At 62.1% G+C, this 22,461-nt stretch carries 20 protein-coding genes; 2 read left to right on the forward strand and 18 right to left on the reverse strand.

What is annotated here, in order from left to right; translation table 11 throughout:
* Window positions 1–34 precede the first annotated feature (34 nt).
* Window positions 35–949 (reverse strand): tyrosine-protein phosphatase, encoded by a 915-nt coding sequence (locus tag G4D79_RS21695; RefSeq protein ID WP_007735104.1) that lies wholly within the window; start codon window positions 947–949, stop codon window positions 35–37.
* A gap of 220 nt (window positions 950–1,169) precedes the next feature.
* Window positions 1,170–2,090, reverse strand: a complete 921-nt coding sequence (locus G4D79_RS21700; RefSeq protein WP_214514369.1) for an alpha/beta hydrolase — start codon at window positions 2,088–2,090, stop codon at window positions 1,170–1,172.
* A gap of 176 nt (window positions 2,091–2,266) precedes the next feature.
* Here G4D79_RS21700 and G4D79_RS21705 point away from each other — a divergent pair, with 176 nt between their 5' ends.
* A complete protein-coding gene (locus tag G4D79_RS21705; RefSeq protein WP_054188556.1) occupies window positions 2,267–3,730 on the forward strand; it encodes a glycoside hydrolase family 5 protein in 1,464 nt (487 codons plus the stop codon).
* Between the two features lie 51 nt (window positions 3,731–3,781).
* Here G4D79_RS21705 and G4D79_RS21710 read toward each other — a convergent pair whose 3' ends face one another.
* The 3 genes from G4D79_RS21710 to G4D79_RS21720 form a co-directional block, all read right to left on the reverse strand.
* Window positions 3,782–4,444 carry a GAP family protein gene (locus G4D79_RS21710; RefSeq protein ID WP_007735094.1) on the reverse strand — a complete coding sequence of 221 codons (663 nt, stop codon included), beginning with the start codon at window positions 4,442–4,444 and terminating at the stop codon, window positions 3,782–3,784.
* Between the two features lie 313 nt (window positions 4,445–4,757).
* Window positions 4,758–6,185 (reverse strand): hypothetical protein, encoded by a 1,428-nt coding sequence (locus tag G4D79_RS21715; RefSeq protein WP_054827139.1) that lies wholly within the window; start codon window positions 6,183–6,185, stop codon window positions 4,758–4,760.
* Window positions 6,186–6,288: 103 nt separating this feature from the next.
* On the reverse strand, window positions 6,289–7,953 hold the full coding sequence (locus G4D79_RS21720; protein ID WP_214514370.1) for an alpha/beta-hydrolase family protein: 1,665 nt from the start codon (window positions 7,951–7,953) through the stop codon (window positions 6,289–6,291).
* A gap of 336 nt (window positions 7,954–8,289) precedes the next feature.
* Between G4D79_RS21720 and G4D79_RS35280 the strand changes: the two genes are divergently transcribed.
* Entirely contained in the window at window positions 8,290–10,512 is a 2,223-nt protein-coding gene (locus G4D79_RS35280; protein ID WP_308252603.1) for a LuxR C-terminal-related transcriptional regulator, read from the forward strand.
* A gap of 82 nt (window positions 10,513–10,594) precedes the next feature.
* Here the strand turns inward: G4D79_RS35280 and G4D79_RS21730 are convergent, their stop codons facing one another.
* Genes G4D79_RS21730 through G4D79_RS21785 form a run of 13 tightly spaced genes read right to left on the reverse strand, consistent with a single transcriptional unit; the run spans window position 10,595 to window position 22,458 of the window.
* Entirely contained in the window at window positions 10,595–12,412 is a 1,818-nt protein-coding gene (locus tag G4D79_RS21730) for an ABC transporter ATP-binding protein/permease (protein WP_214514371.1), read from the reverse strand.
* A gap of 31 nt (window positions 12,413–12,443) precedes the next feature.
* Window positions 12,444–13,193: a DUF6390 family protein gene (locus G4D79_RS21735; RefSeq protein WP_063316545.1), complete on the reverse strand. Its 750-nt coding sequence runs from the start codon at window positions 13,191–13,193 to the stop codon at window positions 12,444–12,446.
* Entirely contained in the window at window positions 13,193–14,263 is a 1,071-nt protein-coding gene (gene hypE / locus G4D79_RS21740; protein WP_214514372.1) for a hydrogenase expression/formation protein HypE, read from the reverse strand. The genes G4D79_RS21735 and hypE overlap by 1 nt, the downstream gene beginning before the upstream one ends.
* Window positions 14,253–15,365, reverse strand: coding sequence for a hydrogenase formation protein HypD (hypD, locus tag G4D79_RS21745; RefSeq protein ID WP_042450712.1), 1,113 nt, complete (start codon window positions 15,363–15,365; stop codon window positions 14,253–14,255). The genes hypE and hypD overlap by 11 nt, the downstream gene beginning before the upstream one ends.
* Window positions 15,362–15,661 carry a HypC/HybG/HupF family hydrogenase formation chaperone gene (locus G4D79_RS21750; RefSeq protein WP_003942168.1) on the reverse strand — a complete coding sequence of 100 codons (300 nt, stop codon included), beginning with the start codon at window positions 15,659–15,661 and terminating at the stop codon, window positions 15,362–15,364. The genes hypD and G4D79_RS21750 overlap by 4 nt, the downstream gene beginning before the upstream one ends.
* 16 nt (window positions 15,662–15,677) lie before the next feature.
* Window positions 15,678–17,966, reverse strand: a complete 2,289-nt coding sequence (hypF, locus tag G4D79_RS21755) for a carbamoyltransferase HypF (RefSeq protein WP_214514373.1) — start codon at window positions 17,964–17,966, stop codon at window positions 15,678–15,680.
* A complete protein-coding gene (locus G4D79_RS21760; RefSeq protein ID WP_007735086.1) occupies window positions 17,963–18,250 on the reverse strand; it encodes a HypC/HybG/HupF family hydrogenase formation chaperone in 288 nt (95 codons plus the stop codon). The genes hypF and G4D79_RS21760 overlap by 4 nt, the downstream gene beginning before the upstream one ends.
* Window positions 18,251–18,253: 3 nt before the next feature.
* On the reverse strand, window positions 18,254–18,748 hold the full coding sequence (locus G4D79_RS21765; protein ID WP_081557756.1) for a hydrogenase maturation protease: 495 nt from the start codon (window positions 18,746–18,748) through the stop codon (window positions 18,254–18,256).
* Between the two features lie 6 nt (window positions 18,749–18,754).
* Window positions 18,755–18,874, reverse strand: a complete 120-nt coding sequence (locus G4D79_RS35410) for a hypothetical protein (protein ID WP_003942178.1) — start codon at window positions 18,872–18,874, stop codon at window positions 18,755–18,757.
* 48 nt (window positions 18,875–18,922) lie between these two features.
* Window positions 18,923–20,284 carry a hypothetical protein gene (locus tag G4D79_RS21770; protein ID WP_064444499.1) on the reverse strand — a complete coding sequence of 454 codons (1,362 nt, stop codon included), beginning with the start codon at window positions 20,282–20,284 and terminating at the stop codon, window positions 18,923–18,925.
* Complete coding sequence (locus G4D79_RS21775; RefSeq protein WP_007735081.1) at window positions 20,281–20,919, reverse strand: DUF6084 family protein; 639 nt, start codon at window positions 20,917–20,919, stop codon at window positions 20,281–20,283. Before G4D79_RS21775 ends, G4D79_RS21770 begins: the two co-directional genes overlap by 4 nt.
* Complete coding sequence (locus G4D79_RS21780) at window positions 20,916–21,536, reverse strand: DUF5947 family protein (protein WP_168798986.1); 621 nt, start codon at window positions 21,534–21,536, stop codon at window positions 20,916–20,918. Before G4D79_RS21780 ends, G4D79_RS21775 begins: the two co-directional genes overlap by 4 nt.
* Before the next feature lie 19 nt (window positions 21,537–21,555).
* Window positions 21,556–22,458 carry a NifU family protein gene (locus tag G4D79_RS21785; RefSeq protein ID WP_030535602.1) on the reverse strand — a complete coding sequence of 301 codons (903 nt, stop codon included), beginning with the start codon at window positions 22,456–22,458 and terminating at the stop codon, window positions 21,556–21,558.
* Between the last annotated feature and the right edge of the window lie 3 nt (window positions 22,459–22,461).

Below are 22,461 nucleotides of genomic sequence, written 5' to 3' on the forward strand. Positions count from 1 at the left end.
CCGAGTAGGCAAGAAGCCGGGCGTGGAGCTCCGCTTAGAGGAGAAGCTTGGCGCGCAGAGAGTCGACAGTGCCCTGGTCGACGCCGAGGCCCTCCCGTACGTAAGTATCCATACCGCCGTAGAGCCGGTCCACCTGTGCATACGCCGCATCGAGCCACGACAGGTCCACCGCGTCGTCCCGGCCCAGGTACGTGTTCGACGCCATGAAATCGGCACTGATGAACTCACGCGGGACACCCAGAATGGTCAGCAGGATCGCGGTACCCCAACCGGTGCGGTCCTTCCCTGCACTGCAGTGGTAGACGGTTGCGCCGTCGGAGTTGTTCGCGATCGCAGTCAGCAGGTCACGGAAGGCGACATCGGAACCACGGTAGTTGACCATGAACGGGTAGCCGATGCTCTGGCCGATGTTCGAGGTTCCCTTGACTGCGCCGTCGATCAACGCGCGACCGAGGGTCAGGGGAACGAACTCGTGGAACGCGATGCCGTGTTCGATACTGACGACGTCGGCGACCTGGTAGGTGACCCCGGCGGGGATCCGATCGGGATCCTCCGCACGTTCGGAGGCGTTGCGCAGGTCGACGTCGAGGGTCAGGTTCGCGGCGGTGAGTTTTGCCAGATCAGTCTCATTGAGCGAGCTGAGCTTGTTGGAACGGAACACCAGGCCTGTCCGGACGGTCCTGCCGTCGGTAGTCCGATACCCGCCGATATCGCGGAAGTTCCGCGCCTCGTCGAGCCTGATCTCGGCCGCGGACGGCGGTGGGATCTCCGGCAGCGGCGGTTGCTCCCCGGACGATCCGAACTGACTCGAACCCAATTGCAGGTCGCCGCTCGAAGCGGAGGCGAGTGTGGGGCCTGTCAGGGCCGCACCCATGGCGACCAGCGCAGCGAGGGCGATTCCGAAAGGGCGCGCCCCTCGGCGGCGCGTGTAGACAGTTGTCACCTTCATCCTCTCATTCGCTGTGCGGGATACCCCGCGCCCCGCAAACTCCCGTGCGAGATTACAAGGGTGGCACGCTCCTCGTCCCGACTTTGCTCCAGAAACCGGACATGTGTTCAGGTGCCCGGCCAGCCGCCATCCTGCAGGAAGAAACTCTTGCCCGTCACTGCGTCGCCATCGACCACGCCGGGCCCGATCGAACGACAGACCGCGGCCGCGCCCGTGCTTGTCACTCCGACTCGCCGTCGAGACATTGCCCGAGCCAGGCACCCATATCCGACGCAGCGCGGCGGGCAACAGGCGTTGGATGGTTTGTAAATCCATGCGGGACATCAGGATAGAGACGCAAGTCGACGTCGTTTCCGGCCGCCGACAGTCGCGCCACCATGGCAAGGTTCTCTGCCAGGACCACGTCTTCTGATCCAACGACAACGAGGGTCGGCGGCAGGCCGCTGAGGTCGCCGAATGTCGGAGAAATATCCGGGAGAGTGCGATCATCGACATGGCCGACGTAGGCTTCGATGAAGTATTTGTCGCTGATGGTGCGGCCCGCGGGAGTCTGGGCACTGACGTCGTACGTGCCCGCTTCCAGCACCGCACCCGAAAATGCCTTGGCCAGACCTCGATCACGAAGGCGCAGCAACGTCGTCGTCACCAAGGTTGCTCCCGCCGACATGCCACCGATGGCGAGCCTGGTCGTCCCGAACCGTTCGGCAGCGACATCAAGCAGCCACAAGGCGACTGCCTCACAATCGTCCGGCGCTGCCGGCCAAGGGAATTCCGGTGCAAGCCGGTAATCGACGGTAACCACTACCACCCCGACCTCGTCGGCAAGTCTCATGCTTCGGGCGTCAGCGCTGGCCGCTGAACTCATGTAGAAACCCCCACCCGGAAGATACAGATAGACCCCGTTGACATCGCCGTCTTTCGGAGTGACTACGCGCACCGAAACGGATCGGCCCTCGATGTCGAGTGCGTGTTCAACAGCCCGGCTCGCCGTGGGATCAACCACCCTGGATGCTCGCACCACAAGCAGTTCCTGCAGGGAACTCGGACCGACACCGGCAGGCCGCGACGCATAGAACGCTCGCGTACTCGCCAAATCGTCACGAGGCATTTGTTCGATCAGATCAGTCAATGCAAGCTTCACCAGGGCTCCCTCGGGTCGAGACTTGTCGACAATGATGACACCTCCAGCAGGAGCACGTGTCCGACGTGTTCTCGGCAACGCGGGGCCGTGACAGGTATGAGCAAACCGCGCCGGAAAGAGGTCTTCTCACGCTAGCCTCGACTCGGAATTGGACGTTTGTCTAGAAAGGTCGATGGATGCGTGCGCTGTTGCTTGCCACCCTCGCAATCCTGGTCCTCCAGATTGCAACTCCGGCGGCGAACGCTGCACCACCGGATCCGGGCTGGACTCTCCCCCAACTGACCGTCGCAGATCGAACGATCAAGGACGTCGACGGACGAACGGTGTTGCTCCGCGGCGTGAACGCCAACGGTCTCAATGACTACGCAACCAACGGCACCGGTCTACCCACCGTTACGCCGCTGGGAAGAACGGACTTCGCGCAGATGGCAGCGCTGGGCTTCAACGTCGTCCGGCTCAACGTCGCGTGGTCCCTCCTGGAACCGACCCGCGGTGCATTCGACACTGCGTACGTCGACCGCATCCGAGTAGCGGTCCAGGATGCAAAAGACCACGGCATCTACACCGTTCTCGACATGCATCAGGATGCATGGGGCCCGTACGTCGGCACCCCGAGCGACCAGTCGTGCCCGTCTTTCATGGAGCCGGGAGTCGGCTGGGACGGCGCACCCGAGTGGGCAACCCTGACCGGCGGATGGACAACCTGCAACATCGGTGGACTCAGGGAAGCCGCACCCGCGATCGCCCATGCCTTCCAGGCGTTCTACGACGACGAGCAAGGAATCCAGAGTCGCCTCGTCGCGACGTGGGCGCGGTTGGCTGCCGAGTTCAAAGACGAACCAGCTGTAGCCGGATACGACCTGTTGAACGAACCGAACCCCGGCCTGCGCGATCCATTCACGGCAGCTGATCAGATCGGGCAGTTCTACAAGCGGGCCACCGACGCCATCAGACAGGCCGAAGCAGGAGGATTTCCACACCTCGTGTTCTTCGAGCCCAGCGCGATCTGGTCGGCTTTCGGCCTCGACGCGCTGCCTCCACGCCATTACCTGACCGATCCCCTGGTGGTCTTCTCGCCCCATCTCTACAGCGAATCGATAACGGTCAGTAGCGAATTTCCCGGAATCGAAGACGGATTCAAGATCGCCGACCTCGCTGCCGCCTGGTACGACGCACCGTTGTGGACAGGTGAATGGGGTTGGTTCGGCGACGCCGACGAGCAGAGAGCAGACGTCGACCGCTTCGTCGATGCCACCGACAAGTACCGGATGGGCGGCGCGTGGTGGTCGTGGACACAAGCGTGCGGTGACCCCCACCCGGTTCGCGACGGCAATACCCACCAGCCACAGGGAAATCTGAATCGCATCGACTGCCCGTCCGGTGAATCACTCGGGCTCGTAGAGGGATTCGCCGCGCCACTCTCGCGAGCGTATCCGCGGGCAGCGCCCGGCACGCTGACGGAGGTATCGCGTGACGGGTTTGACGGGAGCGGCACCGGACGGGTCGAGGCCTGGTACCCCGGCACCGACCGGCCACAGCTCGAGACCACGAATCTCTCCGACGTCCGACTGTCCCCGATCGAGGGCGGATGGCAACTGATCGGCCACGCCGACGGCGACTACGCGGTCAAGCGCGCCTGATCGAACGATCATCCGGGAATCGCGCCTTCACACCACGCGAAAGAGCGGGTATCAGAAGATTCCGCCAATTCCCTTGCCGATCAGAACAACTCCGACGACCAAGATCAACACACTCATCACCGTGGTGTTGTTGTCCTGGAGCCAGACTTTGAGATTGGCCAACGGCTTTCGCAGGCGATCAGCAGCCACCACGTATCCGATGACCGGGATCGCGACAGTTGAACTGGCGATGACCGTGAAGACGAGAATCGAGGTGATCGCTCCGCTGGTCGCCAACGACGCCGAGCCGATCGACACTCCGGCCGCGATGCACATGAGCAGGTTCTTCGGGTTGATCGCGGCGAGCGCGAATCCAAGGCCCAATCCCTTGACCGCGGTCATCTCGTCGACGGCTTGCATCCACTTCGGTGTTTCGTGCTCGCCGCTGCGCCCCCGCCACTGCTTGACCCCGACGGCCAACAGGAGGACACCGAGAGCTAGTTTGATCCACGAAACCGTGGCGGACGGTCCGTCGTCTGACGTGCTGACGGCACTGGACAAGATGACGAAAAAAACTGTAGCGATGAAGATTCCGAGTAACCAGCCCACCGCGAACCCGGCGCTGGTGCTACCCGCTCGCTTGGAGAGCAACATCAAGATGGTGGCGATGACGGCCACCGGCGACACGGCGACACCGACGGCCAACGGGAGAAGTTCTCCGACAACGGAACCCATGTCAAAACTCATTTCTGATTGCGGCAAGCAGGATAGGCGGTAGGCGAGAAAAGCCGCCCCTGTCCGCCACGACGGACAACAGAGCACAGCCGATACCGCTGCGCGACAATGCTGACACTGCGAGCGCCTGCGTAGTTGATGCCTCATTCGAAAGGGATGAGTGCCTGAACCGCAGGCCCCGATTCCCCACCGAAGATCGCGAAAAGACTTGGTCAACGGTGTGTCGGCTGCGCTCGCAGCAGAGCGCAGCCGACATCATCGAGGAGGATCACCAGACACAATCTCGAGTAGTGACCTCACGCGTAAAGACGGGTTACTTCGCGCAGCCACTGCCCTCGAACGCGAGCTTGGACGTATATTGCCCGTCCGGCAGATACTCTCCCATCACTGCCTTCTCGTCACCGGGCGTCTTGGTGTCGTGTGCAGCGTGGCTGAAGTCCTTGGCCGGCAGCATGTTCCGCATGATCAAGAGGGAATCGTCGGGGTGCCCTGCGCCGTCACCGGCCGGCGAGAGCGAAAGCCATGACACCCCACATTCCTTCGTAGCGTTTGCGGGTCGGTCTTCAGGGAGCGACGCGACAATCGTGTAGCGACCATCCGCATCAGTGGCCATCTGCTCGTCGAACAGACACGTCGCTACCTTCGTCGTTGCCAGCGATTCATTGCTGCACATCGACCAGAACCGCATGTCGACTGCGCTGTCGAGATTCTTTGCGCCGCCTGTCGTCTTCGGAGTCCTCGGCAACTCTCCCCGAAGTACTAGAACTTCGCCGAACCCACGGTTGACTTCAGCGGTGACGTAGCTGTTGTCGATGTTGGAGTACTGCCCGCCCACCCGCTGGGGTGTGCCATCGCATTTGCCGAGATAGGTACAGCCGAGCGTGAACTCGGCGCTGTAGTACGCCCGCCAGACTGGTGTCTGCTCGGAAGGGAATGTCGCAGGCTTGCCCGGTTGGTCACGCAATGCCTTGTACGTGTCCAGCGGCAGCGAAGCCGGCTTCAAGATTCCGTTGTCCGCACCGACCGCTGAACACAGATCCTGCCCGCGCAACACCTGACCACCGGAAAGGTGCAGCTCTGGCTCCGGCAGTCCAACGCCGCCGGTGAGATCACGCCCGTTGTCCGGCAGGTAGATGCGATAAAGCAGGCTTATCCGGTCCTGACCTGGCACACCGGCATACAAGGTGTTGGGTTTCGGCTCAGCAGGCGAGGCCTCGTTGAGGACGGAAGCCGTGTACGACCTGGCACTTTCGTTCGATCGATCGGCACCGGGAAGATAGGTGTTGCGCGAACCTGCGTCGGGAGCTGTCGAAATGTCATTGAGGACGGCGGTCGGCATCGCGGTTGCTGCGTTGTACGAGTTCAACGACTGATAGCGCGCATGCGCATACTGCCCTCTGATAACCAACTCGGCGTTCTCGGGGATTGTGAACTGCGCAGCCCAGTAAATCGCCGCAGTGTCAGGAAAGGCGTAGTTGAGCTGTGGGTCCGCGCGCTCGGGATTGATCGGCACGGACCAGAAGCAGGTCGACACCGGATGCTCGACGTCCGGTCCGCCGGATCCGAAATCGACAGAACCAGATTCGGATCCGCTAGCCGAACCGGTTCCTGATCCGGATCCGCTCGACGAGCCGAAATCGACAGATCCGACCGCCGGCGCGGCAACCGCGGACCCAGCCCCGGCAAATACAGTGATCGCACTCAGCGCCACCGCAGCTACGAGTGTTCTTGATGAATGCATCGCGCTCCTTGTTAGATAGCTGACAAACAGTGATAGAACGATCTAGAGCGAGTACTCCCGGTCCAACGACGAGAGACCGTCACGAGGTCCGCACTCCGCACTACTACTTGGTGGGTTGAAAGTCGTTTGTCAGAGCGCCGCGAATCGCGTCGGTGTCCGACTGAGACCAGTTGTCGGGGTGCAGGATCCGCGCCCACATGTCCGCCGCCTCGGCACCGTAGTTGTGCCCGTGACCTGGCGGAACGTCCGCCGAGAAGACCATGTCGAGTGTCACCTGCCAGAATGTCACGAACGGTATCCACGTCATTCCCGGATCGACATCACGGCCGAGAGGCTCGGCAAGCCAGTCCGGCTTGTTCAGAAGCAGGTCGAAAGACCACCAGACAATTGGGTCGCTGGCGTGCTGCCAGTACACGACGCGTGAGTCGTTCCACGGCGCATCCAGTTCGAGATCCCCCGGATAGGCAGCGAAACGAATCGACTGCCCGTCGTCGATCACCGGCACGGCTTCCCGTGAGCCGGAGTCACGACTGCTGGTGATCTCCTGCCATTGAGCGGTGAAGTTCGGAGTCCCCGACCACAACGCCCCATCCACCCGCGTCGCCATGTCCTGTGCTCCCGCGAACGCGGCCTGTCCCCCGTACGATCCGAGGCTCTCGCCGAAAACGACAAGCTTGGGGCGCTTGTCGAGCGGCAGATCGATCCACTTCGCATAGACAGAGTTGAACAGCGCCCGGCCTGCGGCCATCGGGGTTTCGCGATCGGCGATGAATGCCAAAGGGCTGGGAAGGAACGAGTACTGCATCGCCGCGATGGCGGTGTCGCCGCCCTGGACGTATTCGAAAGCGGACGCCACGTCGTCGTTCACCCAGCCGCGGCCGGTGGTGGTCACTACTGCCAGGACGGCACGGTCGAAGCCGCCGGTGCGCTCGAGTTCGTTGACGACCCGCTGCGCGACACCGTCGACGGAATCCGACGACTCACGGCCGGCGTACACGCGGATGGGTTGCTTCGCGTCCCGGCCGGTCAGCGCGGAAATCCGCACCGCAGACGGCCCGCTACCCATGAAAGTGCGACCCTCCTTGCCCAGCGAATCCCATGCCTCCGCAGACATGGGTGAACCACTGCGTTCGGCGATCAGAGGCTGGCCGATACCATCGGGCGTGTCGTTGTCCGCGCCGGAGAAACTCCAGTTCGCAAAAGCGATGAGCCCGTTGTAGAGGGCACCGTTGACGACGAAGATCGCCAACGCGAAGACGACGACCAAGCTCGCGACTTTCGCTGCTTCCTTGGGAACAAACCGCAGAGCAACGGCAGCGAGTCCTCTGGTGAGATGCCGCAGACCGCGACCCGCCTCCAGCAAGATCAACCACACCACTAGCGAAACCAGCAGCACCAGAAGATAGTTCGCCCGGTTCACGCGAGGCGCCTCGACCAGATCACGGACGATCTGCTGCCACCACGAACCCAAGATCAGAAAAAGAGGCACCAATATCACTGCCAGTACGGCGAGTACGGCCCAACCGATCCGCTTGGTCCGGTCCGACCATGTCGGTTCGACTCCGCATTTGCGGATCATCCACGCCACGCTCACACCGATGCCGTACCCGGTGGCGACGGAAATACCGGTTGCCACGCCCTGCAGGTACCACGCGCGCGGTAAGAGGGACGGGCTCATCGAGAGGACGAAAAACACCAGACCGAACGACAACCCGACCGAGTGCAGCGTTTTGCCGTAGCGCCGCACACCTTCCCACACACGTTTCATGCCCGAATCGTAAGTGCGCCAGAAAGATGAAATGCGCCTCTCATCCCTTTCGAATGAGGCGCGAACTACGTCGGTGGAAAGTGTTCGCTATTCCGCGTCATGCACCGAAAAGCTTCGGCCCAACGGCAATCACGGGCGAACACCGGTGGTGCCTTGACAGATTTCGCACACGCGATTCCGCGTACACTGTGTGGGGTCAATCCACTCAGCACGTACAAATTCGGCGCGATTCTCATGGCGGCAAAACGAGGAAACCTACCGATCGAACTGAGCAGTTTCGTCGGTCGTCGGTCCGAGGCCAAAGAAGTCCGACGCCTGCTGTCGGACTAGCGGCTTGTGACCCTTACGGGCCTGGGTGGGGTCGGCAAAACCCGCTTGGCGCTCCGTGCCGCCGATGATTCCTCCCGTGCGTTCCCCGGGGGCGTCTGGTTCGTCGACTTCAGCGAACTGCGGGAGCCGGCACTTCTCGATCAGACGATTCTTGCCGCACTCGGAGTACAAGACCGATCTACGCGGTCACCGCGATCGGTACTGATCGGCCGTCTCGTCGACGAACGTGTCCTGCTTGTTCTGGACAATTGCGAACACCTCATCGGCTGGGTTGCCGACACCGCCGCCGAACTTCTCCGGTGCTGTGCCCGATTGGCACTTCTGGCGACCAGCCGAGAACCGCTCGACATTCCCGGCGAGATGGTATTACGGGTACCGCCTCTGCGATTTCCCAACGAGGCGCCGTCGCCAACCGACACCCGCGATGGTGATGCGATGATGCTGTTCGAGCAGCGGGCACGTTCCTCCGTGACGGACTTCCGCATCACCAGCGAGAACAGCGCGGCTGTGGAGAAGATCGTCCGCCGGTTGGAAGGACTACCGCTGCCGATCGAGTTGGCGGCTGCCCGACTGAGGGCGATGTCGGTCGATCAGATCCTGCAAAAACTCGACGACCGCTTCCAACTGCTGACGCGGGGCAGCCGGAACGCTCCAGCGCGTCAACAAACGCTTGCACAGAGTATCGACTGGAGCTTCGATCTGTGTACGCCGCCGGAGAAGTCGTTGTGGGCGAACTCGAGCGTATTTGCGGGTAGCTTCGATCTCGGGTCCGTCGAAGGAATTCTCGCCGACGAAGCACAGAACGACGACTTGGGCGATCTCGTGATGTCCCTTGTCGACAAGTCGATCCTCATCCGTGAACAAAACGGCTCGTACGTCCGCTACCGCCTACTCGAGACTCTTCGCGACTACGGGCGTGAACTGGTGTCAGTCGACGAGTGGGTCTCGCTGCAGCGCAGGCACAGTGAGTGGTTCAGGCAACTCGTCTTCCGCGCCGGAGTCGACTGGACGGGGCCGCACCAAATCGATTGGATGACGCGGATCGACCGCGACTTACCCAACGTGCGCACCGCGTTGGAATTCGGTCTGACCGAACCCGACTCGGTCGAAGCCACATTGCGTACCGCAAGTGCCTTGCATGATTACTGGCTTGCACGTGGTCGATTCAACGAAGGTCGCTACTGGTTGGGTCGCGCCCTGGCCGAGGTGCCCGAACTGACCGAGGGCACTCTCGGTGAGGCGGTAGTCGAGGCCGCCGCGACAGGCGCACTGCTGGCAGCCCTCCAACGAGATATCGCTTCGGCGACAAGCATTGCCGAAGAGGCTCGGCGACAGGCCGAGATGCAGCGGAACGACGACGGTCGCATACTGGCGCGGTACACGCTCGGATTCGTCGCGGTCGCCGACGGCGATCTCGTGCGCGGCGCCGAGTACCTGGAGCAGGCTGTCGCAGCATTCCGGGCAAACGACGACATCGCCCGTCTGGTACCCGCGCTCTACTGGTTCGCCTTCGTCGTCGACGCACTCGGCGAAACCGACCGGGCTGCAAGCATTTACGAGGAGGAGTTGGCCCTCACCGAATCGCGCGGCGAAATCTTGTGGCGGTCGATGACGATGTCGGACTACGGATCCGCCCTGTGGCGTCATGGCAACCACGCTCGCGGTATCGAGCTACTCGAAGATTCTCTCCGATTGCTGCGAGGGCTGGGTAACCAGTTCGGATGTGCATGGTGCCTCGAGGAAATCGCGTGGACGCTTGTCGACCGGGACGCAAAGCTGGCAGCCACACTGATGGGAGCTGCCGACACGCTGTTCACCGCCACGGGCAGCCCGATGGACACCTTCAGGAGCATGGTCCCGTACCACGAAAACAGCGTAACCGAGGCTCGTAACCGGATCGGAGACAGGGTTTTTCAAACAGCATTCGATCATGGACGAGCTCTGACTCTCGACGACGCAGCGGCCCGCGCGCTGAGAGAGCAACCGCCAGGTGGATCACCGAAATCGGCGGCTGACGAAGTGCTGACTCCGCGGGAGCAGCAGGTGGCCGAACTCGTCGCACAGGGCCTGACCAATCGAGCAATCGCGGACAAGCTGGTCATTTCTCAGCGCACTGTCGACGGCCACGTCGATCACATACTGAACAAACTGGGGTACGGCTCGCGCACCAGGATTGCGGCCTGGGTGCTCCAGCACACAAACGACTTCCGCAACCCTTCGACCTCGTGACGGTCGGTGTCTTCGATCGATCGCGGCGCGGCGGGTAACCCGGCCGAATCCTGTCGCAAGAATCCGGCCGTCGAAAGTTTTCTCAGCCTTCGTGATCAGCGAGAGTCCAGTGTCCCGCACCGCGCAGTTCGAGTTGTCGATTGTGAAAAACGTCGAGGGTGCTGCGATGCCCGACGCTGACAATGATGCTGTCGGGCAGTTCACGGCGAAGGATGTCGTAGAGCGTGTACTCGAGGCCTTCGTCGATTCCGGATGTCGCCTCGTCGAGAAATGCGGTTCGCGGTCGGATCAGGAGGACTCGGGCGAACGCCAACCGTTGTTGTTCGCCCGGCGACAGAATTCGAGTCCAATCAGCCGGCTCGTCGAGCCGACCGATCAAATGTGCGAGATGCACCTCGGCGAGCGCGTCGTGGAGCCTGCGGTCGTCGAAGTTCGAACGCCCAGTGTTCGGCTGACCTGAGGGCAACTGGTCCGGATATGCCAAACCCGCGCGCAGAGAACCCAATGGTAGGTATGGCCGTTGTGAGAGGAACAGGACGTCTCCGACCGGGGTGATCACGGAACCGTTTGTGTACGGCCACAACTGCGCGATGCTGCGGAGCAGCGTGGTTTTGCCGCTACCCGACGGACCCTTCACCAGCAGTGCATCGCCGGGCCCCAGTGACATGTCGAGTTCGGAGATCAACGCCTCACCAACCGGCGTGCGCACGTCGAGTCCCCGAACAACCAAATGACTGCCAGCGGAGAACGCGTCGAGCACGGGAAGTGCGCGGGCACGTCGATTGGCATCGGCGAGCCCGGTCAAACGGATCAGTGTGGCCCGGAAACTTGCAAAATCGGCATAGGACTCTCGAAAGAACGACAACGAATTGTGCACCTGGCCGAATGCTTGAGCAGTTTGCATCACGTCGCCGAAAGTGATCTGCCCGCTGAACAATCGAGATCCCTGGACCAGAAACGGAAACACCACCGCTGTCTGATCCACTGCCAGATTGAAGCCACTGAACTTGAGCGTCCGGAAGACGATCGCCCACATATTGCGGATCACTGCAGCAAAACGTAGTCCGAGCGTGCGTCGTTCGACGTTCTCTCCGCGATAGAAGGCGATGCTTTCGCCGTACTCCCGTAGTCGAACCAACGCGTACCGGAAGCTGGCGCCGAGTTTCTCGTTCAAGAAGTTCAGCATGATCAAAGGCCGGCCGATCCAGAATGCGAGTGCCGTGGTCACCAACACGTAGATGTAGACGAGAAAGATCATCGCTCGCGGAATCTCGGCACCGAAAACAGTCAAGGGACCGGACAGATCCCACAGGATCTTGGTGAAGCTGACGATCGAGACCATTGCGGCGACGGCGCCCATGGACAACGTGCGGGACGACGTCGCGAATGCGGTGATGTCTGCCTGAATACGTTGGTCCGGATTGTCGACCGGGTTCTCCAGGAAGTTTCCGCGATAGTAGGCGCGGCCGTCGAGCCAATCGTCGGTCAATGTGTCATTGAGCCAACTGCGCCAATTGATATCGAGTGTTTGGCCTACCAGGTAGACGACGAGTGAGCTAGCGACGTGGACTGCGGCCAATATCGCGAACACTCGCAGGTAGTGCCAGAAAGCGGTTTCGTCAAGGTTCTGAATGGCGTCGTAGAAATCCTTGTACCAGTACGAGAACAACACCGTCACGCGGACACCGAATATCGTGAGCAGCAGCAGTAACGCGAGAATCGACAGCGGAATGACGGTGCGCCGGGGATCGAAGTAGGGCCAAGCCATTCGCCGAAACTGGTTGCCCCAGACGGTATACCGAGCAAGCAGCAGCGCGGTGACGACGAGAACCACTACCGTGATCGCATATGCCTCTGCCAACCACAGTGCGCTGTCCGTTACCGCGCTACCCCAATTCACCGTAGCCTCCGCCCTGGAGGGGAACTGACGATCACATATCGGTCGACAGCATTCGGTTCGCGATCCGCAATCCCGAGTCTTCCGCGGCATCCAATGCACGTGATTGCTCTGCCGTTATCCTGTCGCACACCCAATCCCAGTGCATCGTCACCACAGCGCCGGGGACGGGCATCGCCGCAAGCGCGTTGCCCTCGACCCTCCACCGCACTCTCTGCGTTGCCGGTCGGCCGCGTGCGAGTTGCTCACCGTCGAACTCGAGCGGGGACGAAACCACCAATGCATGCTCCTCGCCGACGTCCTCGACCACTCCCCATCTGATCCGGCAGTTCTGGAGGACGGACAGTGGGACCGCACCGCGCTTCCGAAGAAGCTTGACCCACGGATACACCAGAAATACGTGAAAGCTGTGGTGCGCGAGCGCGCGGTCCATATCCCCGAGGACGGGGAGGAACCCGGTGTTCTCGCGTTCACCGAATGCCCCCCTCAAGTGCTGTAACAACTTCCCCGAATCGAGAGAGTCGAGGAGATCACCTCCCACCCAATAGGCTTCGATCACTCGCGAATCCAGGGGGTCGTCGATGCCCGCTCCTACAGCCAATGCCTCGAGGTACGGCCACGCACCGTCGAATTGACGAGCGTGATCACGGTCGCCGCTGCCCGAGTTGCCGCTGGCCAGACGAAGCAGCACTGAAGGATCGTCGGGTCCGCAGTAACCCAACTCGTTCGGCGGATACGCGTAGCGGGCAAACAATGCCGGCCCGTTCATACCGACGGCAGTCATCAGCAGATCCGAGGAAGTTGTTCACCTGCCGGCAAATCCACTACCCGATTGCCTCCCAATGCCGTACGCGCCACCACCATTGTGCGATGTTCGGCCACGCACTCCCCGATCACGGCGGCTCCCACACTCAGTGGATTGCCGTGCATCGCTTCCAGAACCAGGGCGGCATCTTCGCGTGGAACGAAAGCGATCAACTTGCCCTCGTTTGCGACGTACAACGGATCCAAGCCGAGTAGCCCACAGGCGTCGCGCACGTCAGCGGGAATCGGCAGATCTCGCTCCACCAGCGCAACCCCGATGTTCGACGCCTGAGCGATCTCGTTGAGGGTCGCGGCGACTCCGCCCCGCGTAGGGTCGCGCAGGACGTGGATGTCGACGCCGGTGGCAATCACGTCGGCCACCACGCCGTTCAGGGCCGCACAATCACTGCGCACTTCGGTCCCGAATTCGAGACCTTCGCGACAACTCATCACGGCCACGCCGTGAACGCCGATGTCGCCGCTGACGATCACGACGTCACCCACTTGTGCGCGAGTGGGGCTGATGTCCACCCCGTCTGCGACAATCCCGATTCCTGCGGTGTTGATGAAGACTCCGTCGCCGTGACCGGCATCGACGACCTTGGTATCACCTGTCACCAGCCGAACGCCGGCAACGTGCGCGGCCTCACCGAGCGCCTTCGCGATTCCCGCGATGTCGGTCAGTGCCGTCCCTTCTTCCAGAATGAATGCCGTCGACATCACCAATGGCTGCGCTCCCACCATCGCCAGGTCGTTCACCGTTCCGTTGACAGCGAGATCGCCGATCGTTCCGCCGGGAAACACCATGGGTTTGACGACATACGAGTCGGTCGAGAACGCGAGCCGCACCCCGCCGACGTCGAATACGGCCGAGTCACCGAGTTCTGCATCGGCAGCGCTTCCGAACGAGGGCAGGAACAGGTGCTCGATGAGCTCGGCGGACATCGCTCCTCCACCGCCGTGCCCCATGACGATGTTCGGCGAATCACGCAGCGGCAGTGGGCAGACCCACGCCGACAAGTCCACTACAGCGGTCTCCTCAGCCGGCATGACCCGCCTCCTGAAGTTCCAGGCGCCGGTACAGGTAGTACGCGGCGCACGCCCCCTCGGACGACACCATCGTGGCACCGAGCGGATTCCGCGGAGTGCATTCCTTCCCGAAGGCACTGCACTCGTGTGGCTTGATCAAACCTTGCAACACTTCTCCGGAACGGCAGACGCTCGACTCGTCGGTATGGATATCGGTCACCGAAAAACGCTCTTCGGCATCAAAATACGCATACTTCGGTGCCAGCTGCCAACCGCTGTCCGGGATCGATCCGATGCCGCGCCACGTCCGGTCCGACACGGCGAACACATCCTCGAGCATCGCTTTCGCTGCGGTGTTGCCCTGCGCGGTGACGGCACGGGCGTAAGCATTTTCGACCTCGTATCGACCCGATTCCAACTGCAGCACCGTCTTTCTGATGCCCTCCAGCAGATCCAGCGGCTCGAATCCGGTGACGACGATCGGGACCTTGTACTTCTCGGCCAGCGCCGGGTACTCCGACGTTCCCATCACACTGCATACATGCCCGGCCGCCAGAAATGCCTGCACGCGGCACTCTGGCGAATCCATGATCGCGGCCATCGCCGGCGGGACCAGAACGTGCGAGACGAGTAGCGAGAAGTTCTCGATACCCAGGCGATTGGCCTGATAGACGGTCATGGCGTTGGCCGGCGCGGTGGTCTCGAATCCGATCCCGAAGAACACCACTTGCCGGTCCGGATTCTCCTTGGCGATAGTCAGTGCATCCAACGGTGAGTACACCACCCGCACGTCACCGCCGGCGCTCTTGATGCGGAACAGATCCGACGAACTCCCCGGAACTCGCAACATGTCCCCGAAGGAGCAGAAAATGACATCGGGTCTTGCCGCGATTTCGAGAGCTTTGTCGATGATCTCGAGCGGGGTGACACAGACCGGGCATCCGGGTCCGTGGATCATCTCGATCTGTTGGGGAAGTAATTGATCGATGCCGTGTCTGATGATCGAATGTGTCTGACCACCACACACTTCCATGATCGCCCATCGCCGTGTGGCCAGCGCACGGATCTGATCCAGCAGTTTGCCGGCCAGTTCCGGATCGGAGAACTCGTCCAGATATTTCATGATTCCGTCTCCTTCGGTTCGATCCCCGCGGCCCGGGCAGCCCTTTCGAACCCGTCACCGAATTCCTCTTCGAGTACGCCGAGGTGCTCGAATTCCGCCAGCGTGCTGCGAGCGGATTCCTCGTCGAGTCGCTGGATGGCAAATCCGACGTGCACCACGACGTACTCGCCGACTTGGGCGCCCGGAATGTACTCGAGGCACACTTCTTTTCGGACGCCACCGAAGTTCACCACCGACATCGTCGTTCCGTCGCGTTCCTCCAGGGACTCGATACGTCCCGGTACGGCTAGGCACATGACACAACTCCTGACCTCATGACGAACTCCCCACCAGCACTTGGCCGTAGGCGAGACCGCCGTCGTTCGGCGGCAACTCCAGTCCTGTCAACGGCGTGAATCCAGCGTCTGAGAGCAGAGCACACGCCCGAACGAGCAGTAGAGGGTTCTGAAAGACACCTCCGGTGAGTACTACCTCGTCCACTCCCGCCAGTTCCCGGCCACGAATTGCCCACTCGAGCACCAGGTGCGCTACGGATTCGTGGAAACGGGCGCCGATCACTTCAGCGGGCAACTTCTCCCGGAGATCGCGGACAACAGCCCGAATGACCGACCGCGGATCTGCTGTCCACGAATCGTCGTCCGACTGCGTCCAATCGAAGGTGTACCGCGAACCGGCGCTGTCGACTCCCCTCGACACCCCCTCCAACTCGATGGCGGCCTGCGCTTCGTAGTCGACCCTCTGTCGGACCCCGGTCAGCGAGGAGACTGCGTCGAACAACCGTCCCATGCTGGAGGTGTCAACGCACCCGAAACCGGTTTCCATCTGGTGAAGTAGGACCGACTGCTCTCGGGGCGGACAGGCTGCCACGGGCGCGAGGTCGGATTCCCAGTCCAACCCGGCATGCCACAGGTGGGCGAGCGCCATTCGGTACGGCCGTTCCACTCCGGCATCGCCCCCGGGCAGCAGTACGTATCCAAGATGCGCGAGACGGCGATAACCCTTGTACGTCGCCAGCAGTAGTTCCCCTCCCCACACTGCGCCGTCCGCCCCGTAGCCGGTGCCGTCGAACGCTATTCCGAGAACTGGTTCGCTCCCGTCCCGGCCGTTCTCCCCCATCACGGAAGCCACATGTGCGTGGTGATGCCCGACGATGCGCACCGGTCGGTCACCACTACGACTGCGAGCCCACGAGGACGAGCGATACCGCGGATGCTCGTCACAGGCGATCTGGTGCGGCACCACCCCCGTGATCGATTCGAAGTGACTCTCCGACGCAGCAAAACTGTCGATGACAGCGAGGTCGCCCATGTCTCCGATGTGCTGACTCGGCCACACATATCCGTCCTCGGCAAGACAGAAGGTGTTCTTCAGGTCGGCCCCGACCGCCAAGGTAGGCGGTACGTCGAACGGCGCGGTGACAGGCAGCGGAGCATATCCGCGCGAGCGACGAAGCAACTGTCTTCCACTGCCGACTATTCGCATCACCGAGTCGTCACACGGCACCAAGATCGGACGGTTGTGGGTCAATACCCCGTCGGCCAGGTCACCCAATCGTTCGAGATCGTTGTCGGAGTACAGAATCGGCTCACCGCCGATGTTCGCCGATGTCATGACCAACACCGCTGGGCCCGCCTCTTCTCCGGCCAAACCCAGAAGAAGATGCTGAATCGGGTTGTAGGCCAGCATGATTCCGATATCCGGAATGCCGGGGGCAATCAAGGGGGAAAGCGCGTATCCAGACGCTTTGGCAACCAGCATAATCGGGCGCTCGCGCGAGGACATGGCATCAGCCTCGGCATCACCGACCACACCCAACTCTCTGGCTTCTGGCACATCGCGCACCATCACCGCCAACGGCTTGCTTGCTCGATGCTTGCGTTCACGCAACTCGTGAACCGCGCGGTCGTCGCGGGCATCACAAGCCAGGTGAAATCCTCCGATTCCCTTGACAGCAAGAATCTTCCCGTCTCGCAGTAGGGATCGGGCTCGTAGCAGTGCACCCTCACCGGTCACGGCGGGCGCGTCCCCTTCCACGAACGATAGCGTTGGACCGCACTGCGGGCAGGCAATCGGTTGCGCATGAAACCGGCGGTCGGCGGGATCCACGTACTCCGCCGCACAGTTCGCGCACAACGGGAATCGCTTCATCGTCGTAGCGGCCCGGTCGTAGGGTAGCGATTCGATGATCGTGAATCGCGGACCGCAGTTGGTGCAGGTGATGAATGGATGACGATATCGCCGATCGCTCGGATCAGTCAGTTCCCGGAGGCAGTCGTCGCAGATCCCGACATCCGCCGGCGCCAAGGTTCGCCCGACCGACCCCGCATCCGTCTCGACTATGCGAAACCCCTCACGACCAACCGGCCGCGAGTCCTCGCGCTCTACCGACTCCACCCGTGCCAGCGGTGGGGGGCGGTTTCGCACCCGAGCGACAAATGCATCGATTGTCTCTCCGTCGCCTTCGACGTCGATCACGACACCGAGAGCAGAATTTCCCACCGAACCCGACAGTCCCAGTTCGGTGGCGGTCGCATGGACGAACGGCCGGAAGCCCACCCCCTGGACTACGCCACGAACGATGACACGGCAGGCGATCTTCATGTCCCGACCTCACCGTTACCAGTATCGGAGTCGACTACCTCACCGTCGTGGCCACCACGGCCCATCAGTTCGAGGCCGGCCCGAGCGTGGCGAGCTCCCTGCTCGTCGACCTTCTCGACTGCAAAGCCCATGTGGATCACCACCCAGTCACCTGCCGTGACGGTGCCTTCGTCGAGCATTCCGATGTTGACCTTGCGTGGTGCCCCCTCCACGTCGACGAGAGCGAGTTGACCTCCGTATCCGTCCAGTAGTTCGCGTACCCGTCCCGGAATCCCCAGACACATGACTCACACCTCCGGCCCCAGTGTGGTGGCATCACAGTCCACGTCGATGGACCGGACGAGTGCCAGCACCGCAGAAGCGGCTTGCCTTACCGAATCACGCATCTCCGCACTCAATCCGATTCCGTCGCCGATCGATTTCGCATGTGCCCCCACCACGAACGTCCGCGGGAGTGTTCCGCCGAGGGCCTGCAGGCTGGCAAACACCGAACTCGGATGCATCGAGTGCGCGTCGAAACCTCCTTGCGGGCCTTCACTTTCGGGTTCCACTTCGATGATCGCGAGCTTGCCCGGGACTCCGGTCGCCGGTAAGGCATCGATCAGGACCAGGGCGTCCCACGACTCCAACAAGTCGTACGCCAGATGCACGCCCCGAATCCCGTAGTCGACCAGGTGAGCTCCCGATGGGAGATTCTCATGCTGCAGCGCCCGAACAACTTCGGGGCCGAATCCGTCGTCTTCGAGAAAAAGGTTTCCGACACCTGCAATCAGCACGCGCACAGCGCTTTACATCTTTCGCATTCGCAGATAGCGCTGGATGTCCGGCATCGACACCACCAGGACGATCGCGGCTGCGATCGCGGTGGCGCCGAGAAGTGCCGTCGACAGCAATCCCATGCTCCTCATGGCGAGTTCTCCTCTCGATAGCTGTGAAGTTCGATAGCTGTGAGTACGTCACGCGCTGTCGCGCGGCATCGGCTCTATCTCGTCCGGCGCGAAGTACAGGTAGCGGCCGTACCAGTTGTGCAGATCGGCGGCCGGATCGTCCAACAGTGTCACCCCAACATGAATGTCGCCGTCCACGTCTTCATGAATGGTGGCGACGTGGGCGATCCGGCCGTCGAAGAACAGGTCCTGAGCATCAGCGCGGCGTGAGGGGTGGAGCCGAACTGTACTTCCACCAGAGACACGGACGCCGTTGATCAGAACTGCGTCGGTGCGTGGTTGGACACTGGTGTCGGCTTCCGGGGTCCACCAGTCCACACCGTCAGGCACCTCGGGTATCAGATCAGAACCGGCGTGCGGATTTCGCAGCACACCGTGCAGGCCGGCTAGATCGTCGTCCGTCAATCGCTCACATCGGTCGATGATGTCGGCAGCTCTGGAGTCGGTAGCTCGCGCCCGCGCCTTTTCCTCGTCGGTCATGGCAAGGATTCTCAGGGTGAGAATTTCGTCGATCTCGGTCGAGTCGAAGAGAGATCCCTCGCTCTGCGGCGCAATCTCGGGAAAGTCGTACAGGATGATCGGTGACACCAGAACGGTGGGAGATGTGCCAGGGTGAGTGGGGTCCTCGGTCCCCGCAAGCACCGGATAACAGCGATTTTGCCGCAACTGCTCCGAGTGATCTGCTTCTTCGAACAACGACAGGAACCTCGAGCCTGTGCAGTTCACAATGACGTGAGTCCCCAGCATCGATTGCGCGGTGGCCGTGCCCTTGTCCCGTGCGTCGACGCTCGTGGCGTTCATGATCGTCACGGAAATCACCGTGCGTCCGTCCCCGGCGGAGGCGCTCACTGCCAAGAGGCCATTCACCGGAAGCCGTGTCCGAACGATCCGTCCGACCACCCTGCCCCGAGAGTCCGACAAAGTCTCTCCTTCGACAACTCCGGCCGCACAGAAGGTTTCTTCGACGCCGGCCTCGAGTTCGTCCAGACCCCACGGACCCAACACGATCTCGGACTCGGTGGCTTCGTCCCACGAGATCGACTCCCGCTCGCCGACTACCAACCGATCGACCGGGATCCACGCCCCGCCGGCGCCGAGTCGTTCAACCGTCCGCGACTGGTGGTGCAGAAATCTCACAGTCGCAGAAACTTCGACGCCGTTCCGCTCGAATTCGCCGAGCAGACATTGCGCGGACATCGACGGTTCCTCGCCGACTCCGACCTCGGCGGCGCCGGGCGGTCCGAGAACCCCGAACTGCCAACGGGATTGATTCTTCGCCGAGCCGGCCCGGTAGGGATAGAGAAGATATCCCTCGTACAGGACGGCGTCGGCCACGGCCCGAACGTCGTGATCCATCCCCGTTCGAGTCATCGCGGCACCTGGCTCGCCGTCAGCAACTGCCGCACGGCTGAATCGAGGTCCGTGAGGCCGTGCGCTGCCTTGAACCGCACGAGATCGGCAATCGTCTCATGGTCGAGGCGTACCCAACCAGACGCCGGATAATGCGCAGCCATCAGCTGTTTCCACACGTCGACCGGCAATTCGTAGGCAGCAGATCTGTCCCACGGGATCTGCTGCACGGAGAAACCACGCGGTCCGTCGGTGAATACCGTGCCGCTCAGTAGAACCACGATCGGAATCGTTCCGTCTCCGAGTGCGTGCATGTACTTCGACGCCGTCACCGAGAAGTCGTACGTACACGCCATGGGCAAGGCCGCGACCGTTGTTCCGGTGAATCCTTGAACGACCGTGGAACATTCCATCCACAGGAAGGTGCGCAGCGTACTCGACCAACGCTCCCGCGGACCGAAGAGATCGCGCAGACCTTCGCCTTCGGCGTCGGAGTACGGTCGGCGGTGTGGTTCGATTCGTACCTGCGCGCGCAGAGCCACCGCACGGACGGTCGTGCCGGTGGATTCCGACATTCTCAATCTCACCGTCAGATTCGGCGTAACCGCGTACGGTTCCACCTCCATGTTGTCGATCGAGAAGTCGAGAACAGTCATGCCGACCTGCTTCGCGCCTCGACGCGCCCGAAGAACTCGTCCACTGCGCGTGCGGCATCCTGGCCACCGTCGAATCCGCGCCACACGGTGCGCAATCGTCCCACCAGTTCGTAACAGGCGTCGATGGGAACAACGAAGCATCTCGGCGATTGTCCTGACGTGGGCACCGACACGATCAACGCCTCGACGTCGGCCCGCATCTGCGTGAGCCCCGGATTCTCCTCGAGCACAGTCTCGAACGAGTCGATGGGCAACTCGGATTCGGTAGCTCCGGCCGGTCCCGGATAGAAGACTATGTACTTGTCGAGGAGTGAGTTGCGGAAGAAGAATGCCAGGCCGACGGGGATTTCCAGAGACTCCCACCGGCCAGGGCCGAGGTCGAAGTCCGGAAACTCGAGGTACCGATCGGGAACCGCTTTGTATCGAAGGTCCGCGTCGACCGGTGCAAAGAGTAGATAGCACGGTCGGCACACGCACATCAGGCTCCGGACCTGTACGTCCACGACGTGCTGGTGTTCGTCGCCTATGCCCGCCGCACACATCTCACACCTCGGTCCGGTCGGAACGACACGCGACGAGGCGATTCGTGTGAGCACCTCTCCCACAGTGACTTTCATGACGGGGCTGCGTTCACGGCTAGGTCACCGGTATCACAGACTCGTCAGCAAGCGCGACCGAGAGCACTCCGTCGCGAATCAGCACCGGCACAGGCGCCAGGTGCTCGGAGCCGGTGCCCACCCGCGCTCCCGCCCCGTACACACTGAAGTGGGCAGAGCACGTCGGACAGGTGAGGACAGCGGCGTCTCGGGCAGGACGGCCCATCATGCGTTCGAGCACAGCCCCCGCCATCGAGTGCTCACACACCGGGCAATGGTCGCGATACGCGTACAGATCGTCACCGGAGCGGCAGACCAACAGATCGGTGCCCGACACGCGGAAGCCCGCGACCTCTCCCACCTCGACTTCGGCGAATTCGGGGACCTCCACCCAGTGCGTACCTCCCCCGTCGGCGTGAACGTGCGAGAACAGGGACTCGACCGAAATCACACCCGACTTCAGCTCGTGCGAATCCGGTGTTTCGACGTCGATTCCGGTGGTCTCGGGTGCCGCCGCCTGCACCGCGTCCTGGACCGCGGTTTCGAGGGTCACCGAGGACGAAGGGCAACTGTTACAGCTTCCGAGAAGCCGTAGTCGCACCACGCCGTCCGCCACCTCGATCAGTTCGACGTCGCCTCCGTGCGAACCGAGGTACGGACGCACGCTGTCGAGCGCAGTGCGGACGCGGGTCTCCACGTCGTGCGGGTGAAGTCCGTGCACCAGTAGCAGGCTGGACACCAGATCGTCGCGAACCATCGCATCCATCGTGGCCGGATCTGCCAGAGCGACGGTGCGTTCGAGTGCTGCGCCGTACAACTGCACGACCTCACGCACCAGTTGCTCGGCGCGATCTCTCGCCACCGGGCCTGCGCCGGCGTTGGCCTGCAACAACGTCTCGATGCGCTCACCTGCTCCGCGCCAGTAGTCGGCCGATTGCTCCATCGA

This window comes from Rhodococcus sp. WY5 (assembly GCF_018588185.1).
Taxonomy (GTDB): Bacteria; Actinomycetota; Actinomycetes; order Mycobacteriales; family Mycobacteriaceae; genus Rhodococcus_F; species Rhodococcus_F qingshengii.